A 24,553-nucleotide genomic window follows, 5' to 3' on the forward strand; every position below is an offset into this window, starting at 1 on the left:
TTTAAAAGGTGAAGGTGAAACCAAGAGAAAATCTTCTTGGGATAGGATAAATTGCGCCTGCTGTTCCGGAATAGGTAGTTTGGTTATCTGCAGGTCCGGCTTCCGGATCTACTCCGGAAAATTTAGTAATGGTAAAGAGATTTTCCCCCATGATATAAATACTTGCCGAAGAGACTTTAAGTTTTTCCGCTAAAGAATCTGGAAAATTGTATCCTAACCTCAGGGATCTTAATTTCATATAGCTTGCATCTTCAAGGTACCTTGAAGAAGGCTTGTTGGTAAGTGTATTATTGTTGAAAATTGCTACAGGATGTGTGGCTATATCTCCAGGTTTTTCCCATCTGTTCCAGCTATCCTTCAGGACCATTTGGTTGTAGTAAGGATAAGCGCCATCAGAATCAAACAGTTCCCGGTAGGAGTTGTAAATCTGTCCTCCCTGCGAAAAATAAATATTGGCATTAAGGTAAAACCTTTTTACAGTAAGATTGGTACTGAAAGATCCATAATAATCGGGTGTAGCAGCGCCTACAATCTGCAGTGTGGCCTGATTGTAATTAGATGTGACACTTTTGGTTCCATCAGCGTTAATCACTTCCCATTGCCCGGCACCATTATCAGGATTTACCCCCATCCATTTTCGCATATAGAATGAAGTAACATCGTTTCCGGCAATAGCGACCTGATTATTGGATAGAAGCTGGATGCTGTTGTTTCTTGTTGAAAGAACCCTGTTGTTGTAGGTACTGATATTGAAACCAATATCCCAGTTCACATTTTCAGATTTAATGACAGCATAATTAACATTGAATTCCCATCCTTTATTTCTTACGTCTCCTACATTCAGGTATTGTCTGTCGACTCCCGTTAATGACGGAAGGGTAACGAGCATCAGAAGATCTTTGGTTTTATTATTAAAATAATCCACGTTCAGGGTCAGGCGGTTATCGAATGCCCGGATATCCGTACCAATATTGTTCTGATAAATCGACTCCCAGGTTAGATTAGGATTGCCTAGCTGGTACCATGTTGCTCCTATCTGAGCATTGTACATCTGAGTCAGCGCATAGAGGTCCTGCCATCCGTAATTAGGACTTGGAGTATTTCCTACAAGTCCCCTGCTGGCTCTTAATTTCCATTCGTTGATTGGTTTTACTCCGAAAAATTTTTCTTTGTGAATATTCCATCCTAAACTGTATGAATAAAATAATCCATTTCTCTGGCTGGCACCAAATGCAGAAGAAGATTCACTTCTTAAAGAACCCTGAATGAAATATTTTTTATCATATACATATTCTGCGTTGAAAAGAAATGCATTGTATGCTCTGTCATACTTTGTGCCTGAGGGCTTCCTTCCTGTCGTTGCTCCGTTGTCGAAGACATCTGTTCCCGGAACAATTCCGTATACACCGGCTCTGGAAACCTTATATATTCTGTCGTTATACTCATAGGCTGCTAAAGCATTTACGTTATGAACTCCAAAATCTTTGTCGAATCTCAACATCTGGTTAAAGAATTTGCTTACATCTTTGGAATAGGATTCTGTTAATTCACCTTTGTTACTATCCCCCGCAATGGATCTCGGATCGGTATAATACATATCGTCATAATTTCTGTAGGTGACATTATTGGTAGTAACAAACTTTAAATAATCTGTAAATTTAATTTCAGCATCAAAATTCCCGATCAGATCCAGCTGATTGCTTTTACCATAGTTCCATTGCAAATCGTAAAGGTAATTGGAGTAATCTCTTCCATACCATGTTCCACTATATGAATTAGGGTTTATGAGACTTCCATCCGGGGCTTTTGGATTATCCCAAGGCATATTGAGGTACATCTGATACAGCGAACCCTGACGGTCTTTTCCGCTGGTATATGATAGACTCACTTTGGGTTTTAATATCAGCCAGGGCTTTACGGTATGTTCATGATTGATCCTGAATGACAATCTGTTATAGTCGTATCCTCTTACAGTTCCGGTTTCGTCATAATAGTTTCCGGAAATGTACGTCCTTGAATTTTGAGAGCCTCCTCTGAAATCAATGGTGTAGTTTTGAACTACTCCCGTCTGTGTGCCGTTTTTCAACCAGTTATATCCAGGATTTCTGAGTTCGGAAGGGATTGAAGGGGCATTTTTTAATGAAGTGAAATAATCATACAATTGGGTACCGTCCATCAACTTGAAGCGTCCATTATTGAATGTATTAAAAGAATTGTTTACAGAAACATTCATCGTGCTTTTTCCTGCTGTTCCGGATTTTGTGAAGACCTGTACAATTCCGTTTGCTCCCCTGGAACCATACAAGGCTGTTGATGTCGCATCTTTCAAAATGTTGATGCTTTCGATTTGATTGGGATCCAGATTGGGAGTTCCGTTCATCATTACACCGTCTACGACCCATAATGCCTGGCTTGGACCGTTGATGGTAGCGGTACCCCTGATTTTTACGGTTGCTGAAGATCCCGGACCGCCTCCTCCCTGCATAATTTGTGCTCCTGCGGCTTTTCCTTGTAAGAGACTTGATACATCAGAGGTGTTGGCATCTTTTAGTTTTTTGTCAGAAATAATTGAGACAGCTGCTGTAAGACTCGATCTTTTTTGAGTTTTGTATCCTACAATTACAACATCTTCAATACTTTTTTCCCTCAGGGTGTCTTTTTTTTTATTCGTTTGGGCGGATAAAATACCGCATAATAAAAAACAGGACACAGCTGTTGTCAAACGTTTAGTTCGTTTATTCATACGTAAGTGATTTAGTGGCGGGGCTAAAGTACAAAAAAAATTACATCAATATTAATTTGATGTAAAAATTATGAATAATTAAAAGAATTAGCTAATTGTTTGATTGTGCGATGTATTATGCACTTTAATTGTTTGTTTTCCGTAATTTTTTATATAAAAGAAATAATCTTGCTAATTATAAGTTTCCTCTAGTCAGGGTTTTATGAATTAAATTGTAGTGATTTTTAAATACAACTAATGCCGGATTTACATAGGGCTGTTCCTAATGACCGGAAATCACCGAATGTGAATGAAACTGGTGCATAATCAGGGCAAGTGATATACCAAGGATTACTAAACCTATTTTCGTCCAGTCAATATTATGGTTTTTATTACTTTCAAAAATAATTACTGATGAGATATGAAGGAAAATTCCTCCGACAATTGCCAGAAAATAAGGCTGTAACTCCGGATTGAAATAATTTCCTAATAACATTCCCATAGGAGAGGCGAGCGCAAATAATGCAATGATCATATAAGTAGGATACGGTGATCTTTTCTCTCCCTCCTTTCTGTTGAATAAAAAGGCTCCCAAAATAAATGAAATAGGAATGTTATGAAAGACGATACCAAGTAGATAGGGTGATAATACTTCTTTTTCATTTCCTAAAGGAATACCTTCTATAAATGCATGGACAAACAATCCGGCCATTAAAGCAACGGGAAGTATATTATGATCATTATGATGATGAAAGTGACCATGCTCAAACCCTTTAGTTAAAGCTTCCAGAATCATTTGTAATAAGACACCCAGAATTACAAAAATACCTATAATATTACTTTTTTCTGAAGTGTAAACCTGTGGGAAAACCTCGTTCAAACAGATGGTAATAAGAAACCCTGCACTCAGAATCAAAAGATTTTTAGCCAGTTTTTCTTTTTTACCAAAATGCTTTCCAAGAAATACTCCTGCGATTACACTTAAAATCAGTAAAAGGACTATGATCATGATTTTTTCTTAAATAAATTGATACAGCGTGGTGACGTTTCTTTATTAAAGCTATTCAATTGATAATCACCCCAGATTTTCAATCGTTCAAAGCCACATTCTGAAGCGTAGGAATTGATTTCTTCCAGTGTATGTAGCTTTACCTTCTCAAAAAAATGATAAGGCTTTCCTTTAGATTCAAACCGGATGTCTTTGATAATATGTCTTCCTTCAATTTTTTTGCAGATTTTAAAATCGATATCACCGCGGTTGATGACTGATTCCGGAACAATTTTACTTCTTACGTACTCTTCGTTCAGATAATCAAGAACAAAATAGCCTCCAGGCTTTAAAACAGAATAAACGGATTGGAAAACTTTTTTATCATCACTTTCCTGGTCAAAATATCCGAAACTCGTAAAAAGATTAAAAACGGCATCCACAGGATCTGCATCGATAGGGTTTCGCATGTCATGAACATCGAAAATAAGGGTTTGGTTTTCAAACTGCTTATCAAACTCAATACTTTGTCTTGATAAATCAAGCCCCAAGACATCATATCCCAATTTATTAAGGAATACGGAATGTCTTCCTTTTCCGCAGGCAAGGTCAATAATTTTAGAAGAAGGCGGCAGCTGAAGACTTTGAGTAAGCTTTGTAATAAAGTTTTCAGCTTCCGTATAGTCCCTGTTGCTATAAAGTAAATGATAATAAGGGGTATCAAACCAAGATTCAAACCATTCCATAATGCAAAAATAACTAAATTTGTGCGGTAAAAGGAAAAGTATTTTAAGATTGAAAGATTGAAAAATTCAATTAATCAAAATATTGGAAGGCTAATCTTTTAATTTTTAAATTATTAAATCTTTTAATAACTATTTATGGACATAGAAAATATAAAAATTCAGATAAAAACTTTCTTCGGATTGGAGCAGATCTTAGCTGAAGAGATTAAAAAATTAGGAGGACGAAATGTTGAAGTTAAAAACCGCGCGGTAAACTGTGAAGGAGATTTAGGTTTTCTTTATAAAATCAATTACTCGGCAAGAACGGCATTGAAGATCCTGGTACCGGTTTTTGAATTCAAGGCTTTTAATCAGCATCAGTTTTATGACAAGCTTTTTAAGCTGGAATGGGAGCAGTTTATGGATGTGGATCAATCATTTGCAATTGACGCTACCGTAAATTCAGAGACCTTTAAGCATTCACAATTTGTTACATTAAAAATGAAGGATGCTATTGTGGATTACTTTCAGGAAAAATTCAAAAAGCGCCCTAATGTGGAGCCTAAAAGTCCTGATATCAAGTTTCATTTGCATATCGACAGGGAGTTAGTAACAATTTCTCTGGATTCTTCAGGTGATCCTTTATTCAAAAGAGGATACAGAAAAGAACAGGGTGAGGCACCTATTAATGAGGTATTGGCAAGTGGAATGCTTCAGCTTGCCGGATGGGACGGAAAAGGAAATTTTCTGGATCCGATGTGTGGCTCAGGAACTCTTCTGATCGAAGCAGCAATGATTGCTATGGATCTTCCTGCACAGATTTTCAGGAAAAGATTTGCGTTCCAAAACTGGAATAATTATGATAATGATCTTTTTACCAAGATCAAGGAATTCAGAATCAATAGAGTGAAAGAATTTCAGGGTAAAATTGTAGGGTACGATATAGACGGGAGAATGCTTAACGCTGCCCGTACCAATATCGAGTCGGCTGAAATGGAAGATGTAATTGAAGTTAAGAGGCAAAACTTTTTTGAGTCTAAAAAAGAACTTTTCCCTTTATTAATGGTTTTCAATCCACCATATGATGAAAGAATCTCTATTAATGATGATGAGTTTTACAAGAAAATCGGAGATACTTTTAAAACCCATTACCCGAATACTTTAGCCTGGCTGATTTCTTCAGACCTTGAAGCGGTAAAGAAAATAGGACTTCGTCCTTCCAGAAAGATTAAGCTCTTCAACGGAAAACTGGAGACAAGATTTTTACAATACGAAATGTACGAGGGAACTAAAAAGGTACATAAACTGGAAAATCAATAAAATGAGATAAAGCCTTCCTTATTGGAAGGCTTTTTATTTATTTCGTAAAATAATCTTCTTCGATAAGATTCCCGTTTTCATAAACATTCATTTTTATGATCTTATTTTTTTCTTTTACAAATTCAAACACAAGATCCTTTTCTTTTGTAAAGAACCTGTTTTCTGTTTCCGGATAAAGTAAAAGCGTTTTACCTCCAACGGTCAGATTCAGGATGGAATTTTTGGGTTCAACGCTAATAATTCCGTTTTTCCTGCTATTGTAATTACCTTGATAGGTTTTCAGAATTTGATCCTTTAAAGGTATTTCCTTTCTTTCATTTTGGTATGGTGCCGGGCCGTGGTCATAACTTAAAACCCTGGACATTTTCCATTTTCCGTTCTCTAAAATCCAAAGATCAGTGAACTTGGCCAAACCATCCCTAAATTCTTTTTTACCCGTTTCATTGATGTAGAAATAATGATCACCGGAAATAATTAAACCGTACAGCTTATCGTCTTTTTTCATTGGGAAAACCCTGACAGTCTTATCAATTGCTTCTCTCCTTAAATGGAAATCCTTATTTCCACAAAGGTTTTTCTGGAATGTGATTTTTAATGCTTCGTCCCCTTTTGTTATTCCTCCCTTATCGTGATAGAATTCAACATCAGCAGGAATAAAACGCATCATTTCAATCACATTGCATTTGTTGTAGGCTACCCAGAACAAGCTATCACTTTTTACCCCTTCCTTCATTAAAGTTTCAGTATTTTGACCGGGAATTGTCGTCAACGTAAATATTAAAATAAATAATGTTAGGATATAATTTCTCATTACAGTAGGCTTCTATGTTGTAAGACAAATATGATAAATTTTCCTCTTATATTATCAACTTTAAAACGTTTTAATGTAGTTTGATTTTATATTGATATCTGTTTTATATTTTCATTGATAAAATAATAGGTGATTTTGATAATTTATTATTAATTAATTGTTAAGGTTTATTTTAGATTCGTAATAAACAGTTAAATACTTTTATTATGAAAAAAATTAGCTTACTATCCCTACTTATTCTGTTGATAGGTGTTTTCAGCGTTATATCATGTAATTCCGATCCTTTGGATGATTCAGTAACGCCACAGGAAAATTCCTTATCAGCAAAGAGTAGTTTAACCTCTAAAGTGGCTGCTTTTGGTAAGAATCCACTTTCCGTAATGTATGTTGAGGTCAACAACAATGATATCAGGGAAGTTGGTAAATATAAACTGGCAGACGGAAGACAACTTTTTGACGTGGCAATTATTTTTGCCGCCAACATCAATTATAATACGACAACCCAAAAGGCTTATTTGTATTTTAATCCACAGGTAACCAACGTGCTCAGCAATAAAATACCTATATAAAACCTTTGCAGGATAAGGGTATTAAAGTAATGTTATCCATTCTGGGAAATCATCAGGGAGCAGGATTTGCTAACTTTCCCAGCCAGGCTGCCGCACAGGCTTTTGCCCAGGAACTGGCTGATGCTGTAAATACGTACGGATTAGACGGAATTGATTTTGATGATGAATATGCAAATTATGGTGCCAATGGAACAGGGCAGGCTAATCAGTCTTCATTTGTATACCTTGTAACGGCGCTTAGAGACTTACTTCCTGATAAAATTATTTCTTTTTACAATATCGGACCTTCTGCAAGCAACCTTTCCTATAATGGGGTCACTGTTGGGTCAAAGGTAGATTATGCATGGAACCCTTATTACAGTACATACTCAGCACCTAATATCCCAGGCCTTGATAGCGCTCATAAAGGGGCTGCGGCTGTCAACGTAAACTCTTCAACTTCCAGCTATACAAGTACTTCTACGGTTTCAAATTTTGCACAGAGAACCAAAGATGACGGATATGGCGTATTTTTATATTATGACCTTGGGGCTACCAATATCGCCTCTTATTTTACCAATGCTACAAGTATATTGTATGGGCAAAATACAGTGTATGGAGACGGGACAACAACACCTACGACAGGAATTACTTCGGGGGCCACTTATCAATTGGTTTCTGCGACCAATGGAACAAGCATGCTGGATGTTTTAAATGCAGGTACTACAGATGGAACAAAAGTTCAGCTATGGGCATCCAATGGCAATACGGCACAAAAATGGAAAATTACTGACGTGGGAGGAGGGTATTATAAGCTCCAACCTTTGAATGCACCCACAAAATCTTTAGATGTATCCAATTCCGGGACAACAAACGGAACCCAGGTGCAAATCTATACTGATAATGGAACCAACGCACAGAAATGGAAAATAACATCTGTAGGAAATGATTATTATACTTTGTCACCTGCTCACGCATCAGGCTTTAATCTGGATGTGAATAATGGTTCTTCAGCTAACGGAACAAAAATTCAGATCTGGACGGCAAATACAGGAAATGCACAAAAATGGAAGTTGGTAAAATTATAATCCGGTAATTTACATGTAAAAGGACAGATTTCAACATGGAGTCTGTCCTTTTTATTTTTATCTGATCATGGATGGAGCGTAGCCATATTGCTTTTTGAATGCATAGGAGAAGTGGGATAAATCCTCAAAGCCTACTTCCATAAATATATCTGATGGTTTCTTATGTTTTTCAGCAAGGTGGTAATGAGCTAATTCAAGTCTTTTACGGGTAAGCCACCGCTGAGGTGTGGTTTGAAATGTTTTTCGGAAATCCCGGTTGAAAGTGGACAAACTTCTTCCTGTAAGGTAACCAAATCGTTCCAAAGGCATATTGAACATATAATTTTTCTCCATAAAATCAACGAGATTGATTTTTCCTGGTTCCTCAAAATCAGCTAAAACAGTGTCAATTTCCGGATTAATTTCCCGTAGAATACTGATTGATTCCATGATTTTCAGTGATGCGATATGTTCCGGGAAAGTTTGGGTCATCTCAAAATAGGGTATTAATGAGGCAAGGCAACTTTGTAATAAAGGATGATTGCTGAAACTGAAGATTTCAGGTTCTTTCCGGATTACAGAATCGTGGATATCCATATTTGAATAAAACTGCTTTAAACGGTCTGTCGTTAGATGCATTACTACTGCTTTATGGGGGCGGCCGTCTTTAGGATAATTAATAATTGTTGCCAATTGGTTCCTCGGAATAAGAAAAATGTCTCCCGATGTAAAATGATAAGAGCGATCGGCCTGGATGATCTTCGTTTCCCCGGAAATAAACCACACCAGCATATGATATTCAAAAACAGTTTCAGTTTTAAATAATTTATCTTCATAGGAAGAAAGCTTAATATCCGGTGTGATGTATTTGATGTGAAAATCCATTGCTTCTAGTTTTCAATAACAAAATTATTCATTTTCAAAGTATATTTATCCTATATTGAATGGAATTCCAACCATTTCTTCGCTAAGTTTCCAGAGATGTTCAGCATTTTGTTTATCCAGAGAATAAGATTGTACTCCTCGTATAGTGGCAGGGTCATCAAACCGGTGCTCAATTTGTCCGTGATCTATCTCTGCAATATCGCAGTTTTCACAATACACTCCTCCGATGTCATGGAGAAGAGGGCTTGTGGCGCACCATACTGTTGTTGCTGCTCCCTGGGGAATGGTTTTTAATCTGGCTTCCACTTCAGGTTTTATGTTTCCATCCTCGTCATGGGTACCTATTTGCTTGAACAGGTCTATGGGTTCTTCTCTTCCTAAATCAGTTCCGTATACAGAACCCGGATGGACGGAATAAGCCCTTACATTAAATGCCTTTCCTCTTGCGTCAAGTTCTACAGCGAAAAGATTGCATGCTGTTTTTGACTGGCCATATCCGAGTAGGGTTTGATATTCCCGATGCTCAAAATTAGGATCTTCAAAATTAAATGGCGCCATCTGGTGTCCATAAGATGAAACACTGATTACTCTGGCTCCGTTAGCTTTTTTTAGGGCAGGCCATAATCTGGCGGTAAGGTGGAATTGTCCCAGGTAATTGGTGGCGAGCTGTGATTCGATTCCGCGGCTATCTCTGCGGAGCGGAACCCACATAATTCCGGCATTATTGATCAGGAGATCCAATTTTTTTCCTGAAGCAATAAATTTTTCTGCAAAGGCATCAATGGATTGAGGATCCATAAGGTCCAGTAATTCAAATTCAATGTTTTGAACTCCTGACAGGTTTTTCCTTGCTTTTTCAATATCCCTGGCAGGAACGATGACTTGCGCACCTGCCGAAACCAGAGTTTTCGTAGTCTCAAGGCCGATTCCTGCATATCCACCGGTAATAATAACCGTTTTTCCAGTAAGATCAATTCCTTTAATAACATCCCAGCTTGTTGATTGTGCATTGAAACCGGAATGGATCGGACTTTGTACATTTTTGTCTTGTATCATGTTTTTATTTTTAATTGATATGACAAAGGTATAGCGTACAGGAATCTGGTAATTTGTTTAAAATGTCAATTTACTTTGTTTAAAATTTCATGCACACTCATCGAAAAATTGCTGTAATGACCTCTTCTTTTGTAATAAAGATCTGTTCTACCATATTGGTGTTAATTTAGGTGAATACCTGTTAAACTGTTTGCGAATTCTTTTATGAATGGTTAATTTTGACAAATTTTCAATTTGAAACCTACTATTTCCATCGTTATCGCTATTTTCAACCGGAAAGATGAGCTTTTCGAGCTGCTGAACTCTCTGACTCAACAAACAGACAGGGAGTTTGAAATTATTATTGTGGATGATGGTTCTATGATTGATCTTAAACCCACGATTAAAAATTTTGATGACATCCTTTCGATCAGGTATTTCAGGAAAGATAATTCAGGACCTGGTTTGTCAAGAAATTATGGAGCTCAGCGAGCTGAAAACGATTGGCTTGTTTTTGTGGATAGTGATGTAATTGTGGAAAATGATTATATAGAAAATATTAAGAAAGATATTCTGGAAATTCCCTGTGATGCATTTGGAGGTGCAGATAAGGCCCATAAAGGATTTAATCTGATGCAAAAGGCGATTTCCTATTCTATGACTTCCGTGTTTACTACCGGAGGGATTCGTGGCAGTAAGAAATCCGTTTCTAAATTTCAGCCTCGTAGCTTTAATATGGGAGTGAAAAAAGAGGTTTTCGATAAAGTTGGAGGATTTTCTGAAATGAGAATCGGGGAGGATCCGGATCTGTCTATGACATTGTGGGAAAACGGCTTTACTACGGCTTTCTTCGATAATATTGCAGTGTATCATAAGCGCAGGGTAGATTTTGGGAAATTTTCCAAACAGGTATTTCAGTTTGGCTGTGCAAGGCCTATTCTGAATCAGCGGCATCCGAATTATGTGAAGATTTCCTTCGCTTTTCCCAGCCTTTTCTTATTAGGATATATTCTTGGTTTTATAGAGTACTTTGTAATGGGAAGAGGGATTATTCTTGCTTTTTATGGATTGTATACTTTTCTGGTTTTCTTTCACGCTTTATGGGTTACCAAGAATATTAGCATTGCCGGTATGGCTGTGATTTCTACGTATGTTCAGATGTTTTCTTATGGATACGGATTTCTGAAATCATGGATTTTACTCAATGTGTTCAGGATGAAGCCCGAAGATGCGTTTCCAAAACATTATCATAAAAAATAAATGCTGTTGAAATTCAACAGCACTTATTACAATGATTGATTAGTATATGGATGTGTTTTCATGGTGGAGAACGCCTGTTTTTACCATGCATTCTTTCATTTTTTGATAGGTTCTTTCAATGTCGTGATCAAGACCTATTGAGAATCTGATCAATCCGTCAGATATTCCCATTGCAATTCTTTCCTCTTCAGGGATTTCAGATGATGTTGAGCTGCCTGAGCAAGAGAATAATGTTTTATAAAAACCGAGACTTACAGCAAGATATCCTAAATTTTCCTGTTGCATCAGTTCCATCAGCTCATTGGCTTTTTCTGTTGTACCTGCATCTAAAGTCATCAAGCCTCCGAATCCGTACTCTTCATGCATCATACTTTTCATGAGTTCATGATTTTTATGAGAGGGCAATCCAGGATAGGAAACTTTTAATCCATCCTGTTCGAATTTTTCAGCAAGATATTGTGCGTTATAGCTATGCTGCTTCATCCGGATGTGAAGTGTTCTCAGATTTTTTAGAATACTGGCCGAACGGAAACTGTCCATTGTTGGTCCCAATAGCATACAAGCTCCGTTATTTACGTTTTTGGTATCGTTAATAAACTCCTGTGATCCGCAATAAACGCCTCCCACAGTATCACTGCTTCCGTTGATGAATTTTGTTAAACTATGAATTACAATATCAGCTCCCAATAAAGTCGGAGAAATTGAAAGAGGGGAGAATGTATTATCAACGATCAGCTTAAGATTGTGTTTTTTACATATTTGAGAAAGTTTTCTAAGATCTGCAACTTCCAGAAGTGGGTTGCTTACACTTTCACAATAAATAACTTTGGTGTTGGGCTGTATCGACTTTTCGATCCATTCAATATTATTGATATCCAGAAAAGTGGTTTCGATATTAAAAGGAGGAAGGAAGTTTTTCAGAAATGCATAGGTTCCTCCATAAATTGTTCTGCTTGAAATAATATGGTCGCCACTTTTACAAACCTGTAAAAGTACAGATGTAATTGCTCCCATTCCTGATGCGGTAACATTGGCGGCTTCCGTGTTTTCCAATTTGGCTAAAGCCTGAGCCAGATAAAGGTTCATTGGAGATGAATGTCTGGAGTATAGATAGCAACCTTCTGCATTTCCTTCGAATGTATCGAACATTGTTTTAGCTGAAAGAAAAGTGTAGGTTGAACTGTCAGAAATTGAAGGATTTACTCCGCCAAATTCTCCAAAGTATTGTAAGTCCTGTATTTCGTTTGCTGCGTTGAAATCTTCCATTGTTTTTGTTTTTAAATTTGAGTTATTTTAAGTTTTATTACAATGGTTTTGATAAATATTAGAGGATAAATCTATAAAATTGGATTATTGTAGAAAATATGTTTATTATATTTGTGTGAAATAACTTTTTTCCAAAAAAAAATCTATGGTCTTTGATGAAACAGATAAGAAACTGCTGTTGTTTTTGCAGGAAGATTCGAAACAAACCACTAAAGAGCTGTCTTATAAGCTTGGTTTATCGGTTACAGCGATATATGAACGAGTACGCAAGCTTGAAAATACAGGGGTCATTTCAAAATATGTAGCGATATTGGATAAGCATAAGATCCAGAAGGATTTTATGGTTTTATGCCACGTTAAACTTACCCAGCATAAAAAGGAATATGTTCTCCAGTTTGAGAAGGAAGTGATGAATCTGCATGAGGTTACAGAATGTTTTCATGTAAGTGGCGATTATGACTATATTCTTAAAATCTGCGTACAGGACATAGCTGATTACAGAAATTTCATGTTAACAAAACTGACAACTTTACAACACATCGCAAGCACTCACAGTTCTTTTATGATCTCTGAGGTGAAGAATACTACGTCTATTATTCTTTAAAAAGATTGCTAAACAAGTACACCGTTCTTTGATGCGATTGGTTCCGGAAGATCTTCTTCTCCCATGATCTGAAGGACATCAATTTCTATTGTTCTGCAGATGGATAACATAGGAATATCGAACATGAGTCCTCCAAAAGGGTTTTCGGAATAATCTCCTACAAGTTCCATTACGATGTAAATCCATCCCACTATTACGCAGAATGGGATGCTTGTCCATATTCCCCAGTCGCCCAACTTTGCGAACTCATTCACAAGGCCAAGAGGGAGCAGCATAATAAAGATAACATTGAAAACGAATGCTGTACTTGCAAATTGTCGGGGCGAAGGGAATTTTTTAATTCTTTCAGCCTGTCCCTGAAAATCATAAAACTGATTGAGACAGCTTTGTAACTGCATCTGATTGAAATCTGAAATGGTATGGTCGTTTTTCAGTTCGTTGATTTCTTTTGCCTGTTTTGAAATTAGAAAGGTTGCAAAGTTTTTGTAATCCGCTTGGAGGGCAAATTCCTCAGCAGAAAGATATTTATGTAAAAAAATAGGTGTTCTCCCATAATCAGGAAATCCTGCTTTCATCAATCTGTGACGTCTGATATTGATGGCGCCGAAATGTTTTTTAAGACTGATGTGTTCCCATTCGGTGGGAGCAAGAAGCTGTTCGCGGAAAGTATACAACCATGCTATGTGGCGGTAGGCAATTGTTTTTCTCCTTTCCTCGAGATTGGTATGATCAGCATCTTCGGTTTCAAAAGCATAAAGCATTGCCGCAAAAGAACGGCTTGAGTTGACAATAGCGCCCCAGATTTTTCTGGCTTCCCATAACCTGTCGTAAGCCTGGTTATTCTTAAATCCTACGTAAAAAGCTTCTGCCGTTCCGATTAATGCCAGCGGTACCCACGGAATGATCATCCATTGCCAGTTGAAGAAATAATAAATTGCTGCTACAAGGGTACACCATGCGGTAAGCCATATTAAATGAGAACCTGCAAGATTAAATATTTGTTTATAGTTGAAATATTTTGTTGTGATCATAGAAGGAGATGTGTTTTTATAAAGATTTTGTTTAGCAAAATAAATACCATAAAAAAAGATTATGGACTTTATTCTGCACCGATCATAAGCTTCTTTTGTAGTTTTTTAATTTTAATCATCTGTATTCAAGTATATAATGGAAACAAATATTTTTTTAAAATTAGTAAAAAAAGAGCATAAAAAAACCTCTAAATAATTAGAGGTTGTGTTTTATAGATAAAATTTAATATTGTAACATTTCTTCTATTTTCTTCGTGAGCTTTTCGGCATTAGGAAGCATTTCTTTTTCCAGGATCAGATTGATAGGCACTGCCGGGGTATTCAGAGAGCCCATTGTTTCTACCGGTGCATCAAGATATTTAAAACAATTTTTGGAAATTCTGTGCGCAAAAGCTTCAGCAAATGAATTATTAATTTGTTCTTCTGTAAGAACAATACATTTTCCATGGGCTTTTACCCTTTCAAAAACAAGTTCTTCATCAAGAGGGATTAATGTCCTCAGGTCGATCACTTCAATTCTACCGTTGAAATTTTTCGCCGCTTCTTTCGCCCAGTAAACTCCCATACCATAGGTTACCACCAATAGCGTTCTTCCTTTGGATGTTTCATCCTTATCGGCTTCAATAATAACTTTCCCTTTACCAAAAGGAAGTACATAGTCTTCTGCTGGTTCAATTGTTTTAGCATCTTCGGTTCCCGGCACTTTACTCCAGTATAAACCTTTGTGCTCAAGCATGATTACCGGATTCGGATCATAATAAGCTGCTTTTAATAAACCTTTGAAATCCGCTGCATTACTCGGGTACGCAATTTTAATCCCTTTAATATTGGCTAAAATACTTTCAACACTACCGCTGTGGTAAGGTCCGCCACCGCCGTAAGCCCCAATCGGAACACGGATGATATTACTAACCGGAAATTTTCCGTTGCTTAAATAATTTGATTTTGAAATCTCAGTGATCAGCTGGTTGATACCCGGATAAATATAATCTGCAAACTGAACTTCTACAATCGGCTTAAGGCCTACAGCACTCATTCCTGCAGTAGATCCAATAATATAAGCTTCCTGGATTGCCGTATTGAATACTCTTTTGCTTCCGAACTTTTTACCTAATGTAACCGTCTCACGGAAAACACCACCGATTCTCTCTCCTACGTCCTGACCGTAAAGCAATGCTTCAGGGTGTTTCCACATCAGTTCCTGAATTGCATGAATGGCAGCGTCTACCATTACGATTTTTTCTCCACCTGCCGGTTCACGGGTTCCTACTTCTTCGGTAATTGGAGTAGGAGCAAAGATATGCTGCATTACGGTTTCCGGTTTCGGGTCTTCTGCTTTTTGAGCTCTGTCAAAAGCTTCTTCAACTTCAAGCCTTGCCTTCTTCGTGATCTGTTTCAGTAATTCTTCATCGACTCCTGTTTCCAGTAATTGTTTTCTCAGGATCTCTCCCGGATCTTTAGCTCTGTGCTTTTCCAGATCTTCATCATCCCTGTAGAACTCTCTTCGCACGCCTGATGTATGGTGTCCGATAAGTACCGTTTTTGCACAAACCACTAATGGTTTTCTTTCGGTCCTTACAAAGTCTACAGCTTTTTTCATCACTTCGAAACTTTCCGCAAAGTCGGTTCCGTCTACTCTCATTCTGCTAAGACCTGTAAATCCTGCAACGAAATCATAAGCATCGCAAGTCCGTGCTTCTTCCTTGGTTACAGAAATTCCCCATTCATTATCCTGAACAAGGAAGATGATCGGAAGCTGATGTAAGGCAGCAAACTGTAATGCTTCGCTTACTTCACCTTCAGTGACCGAATTATCACCCAGGCTGCACACAACAACCGGGTTGTTTTCAAAATTCTGTAAATTAAAATCCTGAATATATTTTATTCCCTGTGCTACACCAGTAGTCGGGATGGTTTGCATTCCTGTTGCTGAGCTCTGGTGAATGATCTTTGGCATTTTTTCATCCCTGCTGGACGGATGGGAGTAGTAAGATCTTCCTCCTGAAAAAGGGTCTTCTGCTTTTGCCAATAGCTGCAACATCAATTGATATGGCTCAAATCCTATCCCCAAAAGAATACTTTCATCTCTGTAATAGGGAGAAACCCAGTCTTCTTTTTTTAACTGATATGCGGTAGCCAGCTGGATTGCTTCATGACCTCTTGAAGTACTATGAACATATTTACAAACATTTCTGTTTTCTTCGTAGATGTCTGCCATGGCTTTGGCAAGCATCATATGGGTATAAGCTTTAAGTAAAATATCCTGAGAAACTTTCTCGTGAAGTGTATTTTCCATAGGAAGCAAATATACATAAAAAAACAAAATACGAACAACTGTTAGTATTTTGTGATCATCTATTTTTCTTTTTAATTTTTCTGCCCTGGGTATTACCTATATTAAGTAAGGCGCTATCTTATTTTATGGATTATTTATATCGGCAGAATTGACGTTTATGGATAAAAACTCATTCAGATCAAAAAAAATTGGAGTAACTTTACATTCTCTTTTTTAATTAAAAAGCTAGAAAATACATGTATTTAGTTTTTGACACAGAAACAACAGGGTTACCAAAGAATTTCAATGCTCCACTTTCAGATTCCGATAACTGGCCAAGAATGGTGCAGATTGCATGGCAGTTACATGATGATGACGGAACGCTGATTGAAAATCAGGATTATATTATAAAGCCTGAGGGATACGATATTCCCTTTAATGCAGCCCGTATTCACGGAATTACGACGAAGATTGCCAATGAAGAAGGTAGAGACCTTGAAGAGATTCTTAAAGAGTTTTCTACAGTCTTAGAAAAAGTAAGGGTTGTTTCCGGACACAATGTAGAGTTTGATTACAATATTGTAGGAGCTGAGCTTTTCAGAAAAAATATAAAGGACATTCTTCAGGAAAAACCTAAAGCAGACACGATGATTCTGGGAACGAATTTTTGTGAGCTTGGGGGTGGAAGAGGTGGTAGATTTAAGCCGCCGAAACTTGAAGAACTCTATGAAAAATTATACGGAAATAAGTTTGATGAAGCCCACAATGCAGCTGCCGACGTAAATGCTACTGCTCAGGTTTTCTTTGAAATGATGAGAATAGGAGTAATTCCTTCTGATGTGTTGAAGATTTCAGAAGATCAGCTTGCTTATTTTAAAACCTTACATCCGGATCCTATCAAGCCGTTTGATATCGTAATCAGAAGGCAGGTTGCGGATTTCCATAACAAGAAAAAACAATCTGATTTTGGAAGTATTGAAGAAATTGATCTTGGTAAGTATTTCCATTTCGATAATCACAGTGTATTTTCAACATTATCGGCTACATCAAGTATTTCTGACCTGATCAATAAGGCCACGGAGGATAATTTTCCTGCTGTAGGAATGGTCGACCTGGGAAATATGATGGGGGCATTTAAATTTGTTTCCGCCGTAGAAGCTACCAATTCAGACAGATCGAAAAAACATAAGGAATATCTTGCAAAGAAGCAGGAGGCTAAAGAGCAGGGATTGGATTTTAATGAAGAAGAGCCTGTCTCTGACCCGTTGATACCGGTTGTGGGATGTGAATTTTATATCTCCGATCGTTATGAACAGAAACAATTTACAAAAGATGATCCGGACAGACGGACACAGGTGGTTCTGCTAGCTAAGGATTTTAACGGATATAAGAACCTGGCAAAACTTTCAAGTATTGGTTTCCTTAAAGGATTTTACTTTGGGGTTCCAAGGATAAGCAGAGAATTGATTGCAGAGTATAAGGAAGGACTGATTGCTCTGACTTCAGGGATTCTCGGAGACATTCCAAGCGCGATCCTGAACACGGGTGAGCAGAAAGGGGAAGAATTGTTTAAGTGGTGGAAAGATACCTTTGAAGATGATTTCTACGTTCAGCTTCAGAATCACAAGCTTCCAGAGGAAGAGCATTTGAATGAAGTATTGTTGTATCTGGCAGATAAATATAATGTTAAAATATTAGCTCAGAATGAAACTTTTTATACCAATAAAGATGATGCCAATATTCAGGATATCGTAAGCTGTATCAAAGATGGTGAAAAGCTTTCAACACCTGTAGGAAAAGGATTTGGTAAGAGAAGAGGTCTTGCGACGGGTGAATATTATATCAAAAATTCCGATGAGGTAAAAGAAGCGTTTCTGGCTTATCCTGATGCTTTTGAGGCTTATGAAGAATTTTTCGCCAAATTCAGTCCGTATACATTAAAAAGGGATGTATTGCTTCCTAAATTTGATATTCCGGAAGAATTTATCCATGCAGAAGATGAAGTAGATGGAGGAAAAAGAGGGGAGATGGCTTATCTTACCCACCTTACTTATGAAGGGGCAAAAAGAAGGTATGTGGATACAGGTATTACGGATGAAATTAAGGAACGTCTCGATTTCGAACTTGAAGTAATTGCCAATACCGGTTATCCGGGGTACTTCCTTATTGTACAGGATTTTTGTAATGAAGCCCGTAAAATGGGAGTTTGGGTAGGACCCGGAAGGGGTTCGGCTGCCGGATCGGCAGTTGCTTATTGTATTGGAATTACTAACGTAGACCCTATCAAATATGATCTCCTATTTGAGCGATTCCTGAATCCTGAAAGGGTATCCATGCCCGATATTGATATTGACTTTGATGATGAAGGAAGAGATAGGGTGATCAAATGGGTAATCGAAAAATACGGACAAAGCCAGGTGGCTCAGATTATCACCTATTCAGTGCTGGGTGGAAAATCTGCGATTAAGGATGCCGGAAGGGTATTGGATGTTCCGATCCCTGATACGAATAATATAGCCAAGCTTATTCCTTCCACACCAGGAATGAATATTGCCAAAGCTCTGGCGAAATATGATAAATTGAAACCGGAAGAGCAGATGCTTGTTGATGAAATGAGATATGTTCTTCAAAGTCCTGATGATGCCCGTCACAATGTACTTGCGAGTGCGAAAAAGATGGAGGGTTGTATCAGGAATACCGGTATTCACGCCTGCGGGGTGATTATCACTCCGGAAGATGTAAGTAACCTGGTTCCTATAACAATTGCGGCCAAAGATGCTGATATTTTGGTGTCTCAGTTCGATAACTCGGTAGCGGAAAGTGCAGGTCTTTTGAAGATGGACTTCCTTGGGCTGAGAACTCTAACCATTATTAAGGATGCATTGAAGCTTGTAAAGGCTCGTTATAATGTAGATATTGATCCGGATCTTATTCCGCTTGATGATGCTAAGACCTATCAATTATTTAAGGAAGGAAGAACGGTAGGGATTTTCCAATATGAAAGTCCCGGAATGCAAAAATATATGAGGGAGCTTAAGCCAACGGTTTTTGCCGACCTTATTGCCATGAATGCCTTATATCGTCCGGGACCAATCAAATACATTCCAAACTTCATTAACAGGAAGCACGGAATAGAAGAGATTGTGTATGACTTACCGGAAACAGAAGAATATTTAAAGGAAACATACGGGATCACCGTTTACCAGGAGCAGGTAATGCTTTTGTCCCAGAAGCTGGCTAATTTTACAAAAGGTGAAGCGGATACTTTGAGAAAAGCGATGGGTAAGAAACAGATCGACGTTCTTAATAAAATGTATCCTAAGTTCATTGAAGGGGGTAGAAAAAATAACCTGAACGAAGAAAGGCTGGAGAAAATCTGGAATGACTGGAAAGCCTTTGCGGAATATGCCTTCAACAAATCTCACTCAACATGCTATGCATTTATTGCTTATCAGACTGCTTATCTGAAAGCCAATTATCCGGCAGAGTATATGGCGAGTGTTATGAGTAATAACATTAACAATACAGACTCCATTACCATGTTCATGGAGGATTGTAAAAGTATGGGAGTTGATGTATTAGGTCCTGACGTTAATGAATCTCAATATAAATTCTCAGTAAACGAAAAAGGACAGATCCGCTTCGGATTGGGAGCGATTAAAGGAATCGGGGAGGGACCTAGTGAGGCCATAACGCGTGAAAGAGAAAACGGAAGATTCAAGAATATTTATGATTTCTTTGAAAGGATTTTACCTTCACAGATGAACAAGAGAGTGGCTGAAAGTTTGGTTTTGGCCGGTGCATTTGACGAATTGGACACGTTTCACAGGGGACAGTATTTTGACATTGATGCCGCGGGCAAAACAAACCTGGAGCGTTTGATAAGATATGGACAGAGCTTTCAGGAAGGAAAGAATGAAATGGAAAATTCCCTTTTCGCGGATTTTGCGGAAGAGGTTCAGATTGAACAGCCTAAATTAGCACCTTGTCCGGAATGGCCGAATATGCACAAGCTGAACAAAGAAAAAGAAATCATTGGCTTCTATCTTTCCGCGCATCCATTGGATGAATTTAAATATCAGTTCCAGTTTATACAGGGAAGCCTTTCAAAGAAATCTGTTCTGGAAAAAGATGAACATAATAAAGCGGTTGTAGATGAAGCTCCTATTCTTGAAGCAGATTCTCAGGAAGAAACCGTTGACTTAACGGAGATTGTTTCTGATGAGATTTTGGGAGGAGAAGAAATTATTGAAGAGGTAGTTAAAAAGGCAGAACCAAAAGGTAATTTTTTATTCCTGAACCTTGATGAGGTGGATGCATATAAAGAACAAGCCTTCGCTAATAAGCAGGAAGAACTATTTGAAGAAAAGAAAAAAGACTGGAAAACCTTACAGAAGGAAAGAGAAAATGGAGGTGGCGGAAAAGAATATACTGTGGCCGGTCTGATTACTGAATACAGGGTTCAGGATGGTTTCAGGAGTGGTGAAAAAGTAGCTTTCGTTACCCTTGAGGATTATTCAGGATCATATTCATTCAGATTAGGGGATAGAGATTATATGAAGCTAAAGGAAAAGCTGGAAGTCCAGCGTTTTGTTATTTTTAAAATAAAATTCGCCCAGGTGAAGGACGGACGTGTTTTTGTTAATGTAAATGACGTGATCGAACTTCAGGAAGCATTTGAAAGATTTGCGAAAAGCATCTCTCTGGTCATGGATGTTATGGATTTCAGACCTGAGGATCTGGAATTTTTCAGAAATGTGCTGGATAGGAACCGCGGAGATCAGAAGTTTAAATTTTATATTAAAGATATTGAAGATGATTCGCAGATTGAAGTACAGTCCATGAAACATTCCGTTGATCTGAATGGGGACCTCATTAAAGAGATTCAGTTGCTCAATAAATATGAATTTTATTTAAATTAAAAGATAATTGAATTAAAAAAAAGCGGTTTTTGACCGCTTTTTTTGTGGTATTTAATTTAATATTTAAAAATAGTTTAAAAAAAGTTAATATTTTTTTCTGTGGTATCTCAAGTGGATTTTAACAATAAGTGGCTTCAAAATTAATTTTGTAATTGGTTGATTATTAGTAGTTTAATTTAATTCAATATTTGTTGAGTTTTTAAATAAAATTAAATGATTGTTTGGTTTTGTTTAATAAAATTGGTTAAAAGGTATCTTATTTAATAACGATTTTAAGTTTTTATTGAATTTAATTGAAATATTATTTACATTTACCGTCCAATTTAAATTTTCTACCATATATGAAAAAACTTCTACTCACGTGTATGATGGCTCTTGGTATAGGGGCATCTGCACAGATTTTAGTTACTGAGGGGTTCGAAGGCTCAAGTTTGCCTTCAGGATGGGCCAGTACAACGACCGGATCAGGGACGAGTTCCACACCTGGAGGGTATGGGACAAGTGCGGGTACGGCCTGTGTCGGGAGCAAAGCGGTCTATAAGAATATTTATGGATCTACCTACACAGGTTGGAATTTGACCTATTCTTCCACAACTTCTAATGCAACTGCGCTTACGTATTCTTTCAAATACCTAGCGAAAGGGTATAGTACTTCAGGTGCCGTTAGCGGAAGTGTAGCTGCTGATTACTCTGTAGATGGAGGGACGACATGGGTTGATATCCTAGCGCCTGTGGTTCTTGATAGTCCTAACGGAACCCCGATTCCATGTACGACCGTTTCAGGAACAATTCCTGCGGGAACAATTCCAACAGGGGCAAGCTTTAAGTTCAGACTGAAAAGCACAAGTACATCTACCGGAGACTTCTATATGGGGTTTGATGATGTTCAGCTAGCTCAGACCTTAACGAATGCGCCTTCATGTAATCAGATTTCAGCTCCTGCCGATGCAGCAACAGGAATCTCGGTAACACCAACTATTACCTGGGCTTCTGCCGCCTTTGCAACAGGGTATACATTAAATATCGGAACAACAGCAGGGGGAACTGATGTTGTGAATGGTCTTGATGTGGGTGCAGTAACCAGCTATACCATTCCAAATACTTCAGCGCTGAATTATTCAACGTTGTATTATGTAACAGTAATTCCGAAGAATAACATTGGATCGGCATCCGGATGTACAAGTACTTCTTTCACAACACGCGCGGTAGTTTGCCCGACTGTATCTGCACCATCTGCAGGGGCTATCGGACAGCCATTAACTCCTACCATTACATGGGGTGCGGTAAATTCTGCTACAGGATATAAACTTACTGTAGGAACTACACCAGGTGGAACAGATATCCTGAATAATCTGGATTTAGGAAATGTGACTACATATACATTTACTACTCCATTAGCATTAAGCAGTACTTATTATTATACTGTAAATTCCTACAGCCCAACCAGTACGTCGTCATCTTGTACAGAAAGAAGTTTCTCTACGATTTGTGGACCAACCAACATTCCTTATTCTCAGAATTTCGAAAGTGTATCGACTCCTGCATTGCCGGCTTGTACTTCTATTGAAAATGCAGGGAATGGTAATAACTGGACAACCTATTCTTCTGCGGGAGGAGGGTTCAATACTAAGGTTCTTAACTACACTTATAATAGTTCAAATGCTGCTAACGCATGGTTTTATACACAAGGTATTAACCTTACAGGGGGAGTATCTTACAGAATAAAATACATCTATGGAAATGCAAGTGGTACTACATATCCTGAAAAACTGAAAGTAGCTTATGGTACTGCTGAATCCAGTGCTTCAATGACCAACGTATTAGCAGATTACCCTAATGTAACCAATGGTACTACACCAATTTCTGCAACCGTAGATTTTGTTCCTACAACTTCGGGAGTGTATTATTTTGGATTTAATGCATACTCAGATGCTGATATGAACAGATTGTACGTAGATAATATCGTTATTGATGCTACACCGACTTGTGCTGAGCCTTCTGCATTAGTAGTATCGAATGTAGCGGCTACTACAGCAACTATTTCATGGACTGCTCCTGCTACTGTACCTGCCGGTGGTTATGAATATTATTATTCTACTTCTAACACGGCTCCAACTGCTACTACTCAAGCATCGGGAACGAGTACTACGGTTACAGCTGATTTAAATAATCTTACTGCAGCTACCGTATATTATGTTTGGGTGCGTTCAGTATGTAGTTCTTCAGATAAAAGTGCATGGTCTCAATTGGCAACATTTACAACTGCTTGTATTACATCACAAACATTGACTGAAAACTTTGATTCAACAACGGAAGGAAGTCTTCCTCCATGCTGGACAAGTATAGGTTCTACCGTTAGTTATGCGAAAGTAATGGCTTATACGAGTGCAAATACTGGTGCTATAATCAGTGGGGCTAATGCATTGTACCTTTATACAAGTGGCTCAAGTACAGGAATGTTAGCGACTCCTGAAATTGCGAATCTACAGTCTAATAACTACATCCTTAAATTTAAGGCAAGAGCAAATTATACTGCCGGAGGAGTTGTTCAGATCGGTTATTTAACAGATCCTGCTAATACTTCAACTTTTGTAGTATTGGGAACGTATACTTCTACAAGTGTAACGGTTGCTGATGATTACCAACTTAGTATTACGGGAGTGCCGGCTGGTGTTAACAAGCTTGTATTTAAACATACAGGAACTCCTGCCAATAGTGTTCTTATAGATGATATCAGCTATATGCTGGATCCGAGTCTGGGAACTTCAGAAGTAGCTAATGCTAAGAATACGATTAAAGTTTATCCTAATCCATTTGCAGATGTGCTGAACATTTCTGATGTTTCTAAAGTGAAATCTTTTTCTGTTTCTGATGTGGCAGGAAGATTAGTAAAAACAATTGCGAACCCTACTTCGGTTCTTCAGTTAGGAGAATTGAATTCAGGAATGTATCTGATTACACTTGAATTGAAAGATGGTTCTAAACAAACGATTAAAACGATCAAAAAATAGAATTCGATTTGATTTATAAATAATGATGGCAGCTAAGATATTAGCTGTCATTTTTTTATTTTATTCATTATATTATTAGTAAA

At 37.8% G+C, this 24,553-nt stretch carries 16 protein-coding genes; 7 read left to right on the top strand and 9 right to left on the bottom strand.

Annotated features, from left to right (window positions below; all coding sequences use genetic code 11):
- Window position 1: 1 nt before the first annotated feature.
- From PFY10_20675 to PFY10_20685, 3 genes are all read right to left on the bottom strand, one after another.
- Entirely contained in the window at window positions 2-2,743 is a 2,742-nt protein-coding gene (locus PFY10_20675) for a SusC/RagA family TonB-linked outer membrane protein (GenBank protein WBV56600.1), read from the bottom strand.
- Between the two features lie 262 nt (window positions 2,744-3,005).
- A complete protein-coding gene (locus PFY10_20680; GenBank protein WBV58969.1) occupies window positions 3,006-3,728 on the bottom strand; it encodes a ZIP family metal transporter in 723 nt (240 codons plus the stop codon).
- Window positions 3,728-4,456: a methyltransferase domain-containing protein gene (locus PFY10_20685; GenBank protein WBV56601.1), complete on the bottom strand. Its 729-nt coding sequence runs from the start codon at window positions 4,454-4,456 to the stop codon at window positions 3,728-3,730. Before PFY10_20685 ends, PFY10_20680 begins: the two co-directional genes overlap by 1 nt.
- Before the next feature lie 135 nt (window positions 4,457-4,591).
- On the opposite strand from PFY10_20685, the gene PFY10_20690 reads away from it, so the two are divergent.
- Window positions 4,592-5,755: a class I SAM-dependent RNA methyltransferase gene (locus PFY10_20690; GenBank protein WBV56602.1), complete on the top strand. Its 1,164-nt coding sequence runs from the start codon at window positions 4,592-4,594 to the stop codon at window positions 5,753-5,755.
- Window positions 5,756-5,792: 37 nt separating this feature from the next.
- Here the strand turns inward: PFY10_20690 and PFY10_20695 are convergent, their stop codons facing one another.
- Entirely contained in the window at window positions 5,793-6,566 is a 774-nt protein-coding gene (locus PFY10_20695) for a nuclear transport factor 2 family protein (GenBank protein ID WBV56603.1), read from the bottom strand.
- Between the two features lie 206 nt (window positions 6,567-6,772).
- On the opposite strand from PFY10_20695, the gene PFY10_20700 reads away from it, so the two are divergent.
- Window positions 6,773-7,135, top strand: coding sequence for a hypothetical protein (locus PFY10_20700; GenBank protein WBV56604.1), 363 nt, complete (start codon window positions 6,773-6,775; stop codon window positions 7,133-7,135).
- Window positions 7,136-7,164: 29 nt separating this feature from the next.
- Window positions 7,165-8,202 (top strand): RICIN domain-containing protein, encoded by a 1,038-nt coding sequence (locus PFY10_20705; protein WBV56605.1) that lies wholly within the window; start codon window positions 7,165-7,167, stop codon window positions 8,200-8,202.
- A gap of 57 nt (window positions 8,203-8,259) precedes the next feature.
- On the opposite strand, the gene PFY10_20710 is transcribed toward PFY10_20705, so the two are convergent.
- Window positions 8,260-9,066, bottom strand: coding sequence for a helix-turn-helix domain-containing protein (locus tag PFY10_20710; GenBank protein WBV56606.1), 807 nt, complete (start codon window positions 9,064-9,066; stop codon window positions 8,260-8,262).
- 45 nt (window positions 9,067-9,111) lie between these two features.
- Window positions 9,112-10,122: an SDR family NAD(P)-dependent oxidoreductase gene (locus tag PFY10_20715; GenBank protein WBV56607.1), complete on the bottom strand. Its 1,011-nt coding sequence runs from the start codon at window positions 10,120-10,122 to the stop codon at window positions 9,112-9,114.
- Window positions 10,123-10,356: 234 nt separating this feature from the next.
- Between PFY10_20715 and PFY10_20720 the strand changes: the two genes are divergently transcribed.
- Window positions 10,357-11,361, top strand: coding sequence for a glycosyltransferase (locus PFY10_20720; GenBank protein WBV56608.1), 1,005 nt, complete (start codon window positions 10,357-10,359; stop codon window positions 11,359-11,361).
- Between the two features lie 39 nt (window positions 11,362-11,400).
- Here PFY10_20720 and PFY10_20725 read toward each other — a convergent pair whose 3' ends face one another.
- Window positions 11,401-12,627 carry an aminotransferase class I/II-fold pyridoxal phosphate-dependent enzyme gene (locus PFY10_20725; GenBank protein WBV56609.1) on the bottom strand — a complete coding sequence of 409 codons (1,227 nt, stop codon included), beginning with the start codon at window positions 12,625-12,627 and terminating at the stop codon, window positions 11,401-11,403.
- A 145-nt stretch (window positions 12,628-12,772) separates the two neighbouring features.
- Here PFY10_20725 and PFY10_20730 point away from each other — a divergent pair, with 145 nt between their 5' ends.
- Entirely contained in the window at window positions 12,773-13,231 is a 459-nt protein-coding gene (locus PFY10_20730; GenBank protein ID WBV56610.1) for an Lrp/AsnC family transcriptional regulator, read from the top strand.
- A gap of 8 nt (window positions 13,232-13,239) precedes the next feature.
- On the opposite strand, the gene PFY10_20735 is transcribed toward PFY10_20730, so the two are convergent.
- Together PFY10_20735 and PFY10_20740 are read right to left on the bottom strand one after the other, a co-directional pair.
- Entirely contained in the window at window positions 13,240-14,262 is a 1,023-nt protein-coding gene (locus tag PFY10_20735) for a bestrophin family ion channel (GenBank protein ID WBV56611.1), read from the bottom strand.
- Window positions 14,263-14,485: 223 nt separating this feature from the next.
- Window positions 14,486-16,558 (bottom strand): thiamine pyrophosphate-dependent enzyme, encoded by a 2,073-nt coding sequence (locus PFY10_20740; protein ID WBV56612.1) that lies wholly within the window; start codon window positions 16,556-16,558, stop codon window positions 14,486-14,488.
- A gap of 236 nt (window positions 16,559-16,794) precedes the next feature.
- On the opposite strand from PFY10_20740, the gene dnaE reads away from it, so the two are divergent.
- Together dnaE and PFY10_20750 are read left to right on the top strand one after the other, a co-directional pair.
- Entirely contained in the window at window positions 16,795-21,459 is a 4,665-nt protein-coding gene (gene dnaE / locus PFY10_20745; GenBank protein WBV56613.1) for a DNA polymerase III subunit alpha, read from the top strand.
- A gap of 341 nt (window positions 21,460-21,800) precedes the next feature.
- Window positions 21,801-24,470 carry a T9SS type A sorting domain-containing protein gene (locus PFY10_20750; protein ID WBV56614.1) on the top strand — a complete coding sequence of 890 codons (2,670 nt, stop codon included), beginning with the start codon at window positions 21,801-21,803 and terminating at the stop codon, window positions 24,468-24,470.
- The last annotated feature ends 83 nt before the right edge of the window (window positions 24,471-24,553 follow it).

Origin of the sequence: Chryseobacterium daecheongense, from assembly GCA_027920525.1 — a bacterium.
In the GTDB taxonomy this organism is placed as follows: Bacteria; Bacteroidota; Bacteroidia; order Flavobacteriales; family Weeksellaceae; genus Chryseobacterium; species Chryseobacterium proteolyticum.

Bases quoted from the DNA above. Each gene is read 5' to 3' on its own strand.
- PFY10_20675 (WBV56600.1), bottom strand. From the start codon at position 2,743: ATGAATAAACGAACTAAACGTTTGACAACAGCTGTGTCCTGTTTTTTA.
- PFY10_20685 (WBV56601.1), bottom strand. From the start codon at position 4,456: ATGGAATGGTTTGAATCTTGGTTTGATACCCCTTATTATCATTTACTT.
- PFY10_20690 (WBV56602.1), top strand. From the start codon at position 4,592: ATGGACATAGAAAATATAAAAATTCAGATAAAAACTTTCTTCGGATTG.
- PFY10_20695 (WBV56603.1), bottom strand. From the start codon at position 6,566: ATGAGAAATTATATCCTAACATTATTTATTTTAATATTTACGTTGACG.
- PFY10_20700 (WBV56604.1), top strand. From the start codon at position 6,773: ATGAAAAAAATTAGCTTACTATCCCTACTTATTCTGTTGATAGGTGTT.
- PFY10_20705 (WBV56605.1), top strand. From the start codon at position 7,165: ATGTTATCCATTCTGGGAAATCATCAGGGAGCAGGATTTGCTAACTTT.
- PFY10_20710 (WBV56606.1), bottom strand. From the start codon at position 9,066: ATGGATTTTCACATCAAATACATCACACCGGATATTAAGCTTTCTTCC.
- PFY10_20715 (WBV56607.1), bottom strand. From the start codon at position 10,122: ATGATACAAGACAAAAATGTACAAAGTCCGATCCATTCCGGTTTCAAT.
- PFY10_20725 (WBV56609.1), bottom strand. From the start codon at position 12,627: ATGGAAGATTTCAACGCAGCAAACGAAATACAGGACTTACAATACTTT.
- PFY10_20730 (WBV56610.1), top strand. From the start codon at position 12,773: ATGGTCTTTGATGAAACAGATAAGAAACTGCTGTTGTTTTTGCAGGAA.
- PFY10_20735 (WBV56611.1), bottom strand. From the start codon at position 14,262: ATGATCACAACAAAATATTTCAACTATAAACAAATATTTAATCTTGCA.
- PFY10_20740 (WBV56612.1), bottom strand. From the start codon at position 16,558: ATGGAAAATACACTTCACGAGAAAGTTTCTCAGGATATTTTACTTAAA.
- dnaE (WBV56613.1), top strand. From the start codon at position 16,795: ATGTATTTAGTTTTTGACACAGAAACAACAGGGTTACCAAAGAATTTC.
- PFY10_20750 (WBV56614.1), top strand. From the start codon at position 21,801: ATGAAAAAACTTCTACTCACGTGTATGATGGCTCTTGGTATAGGGGCA.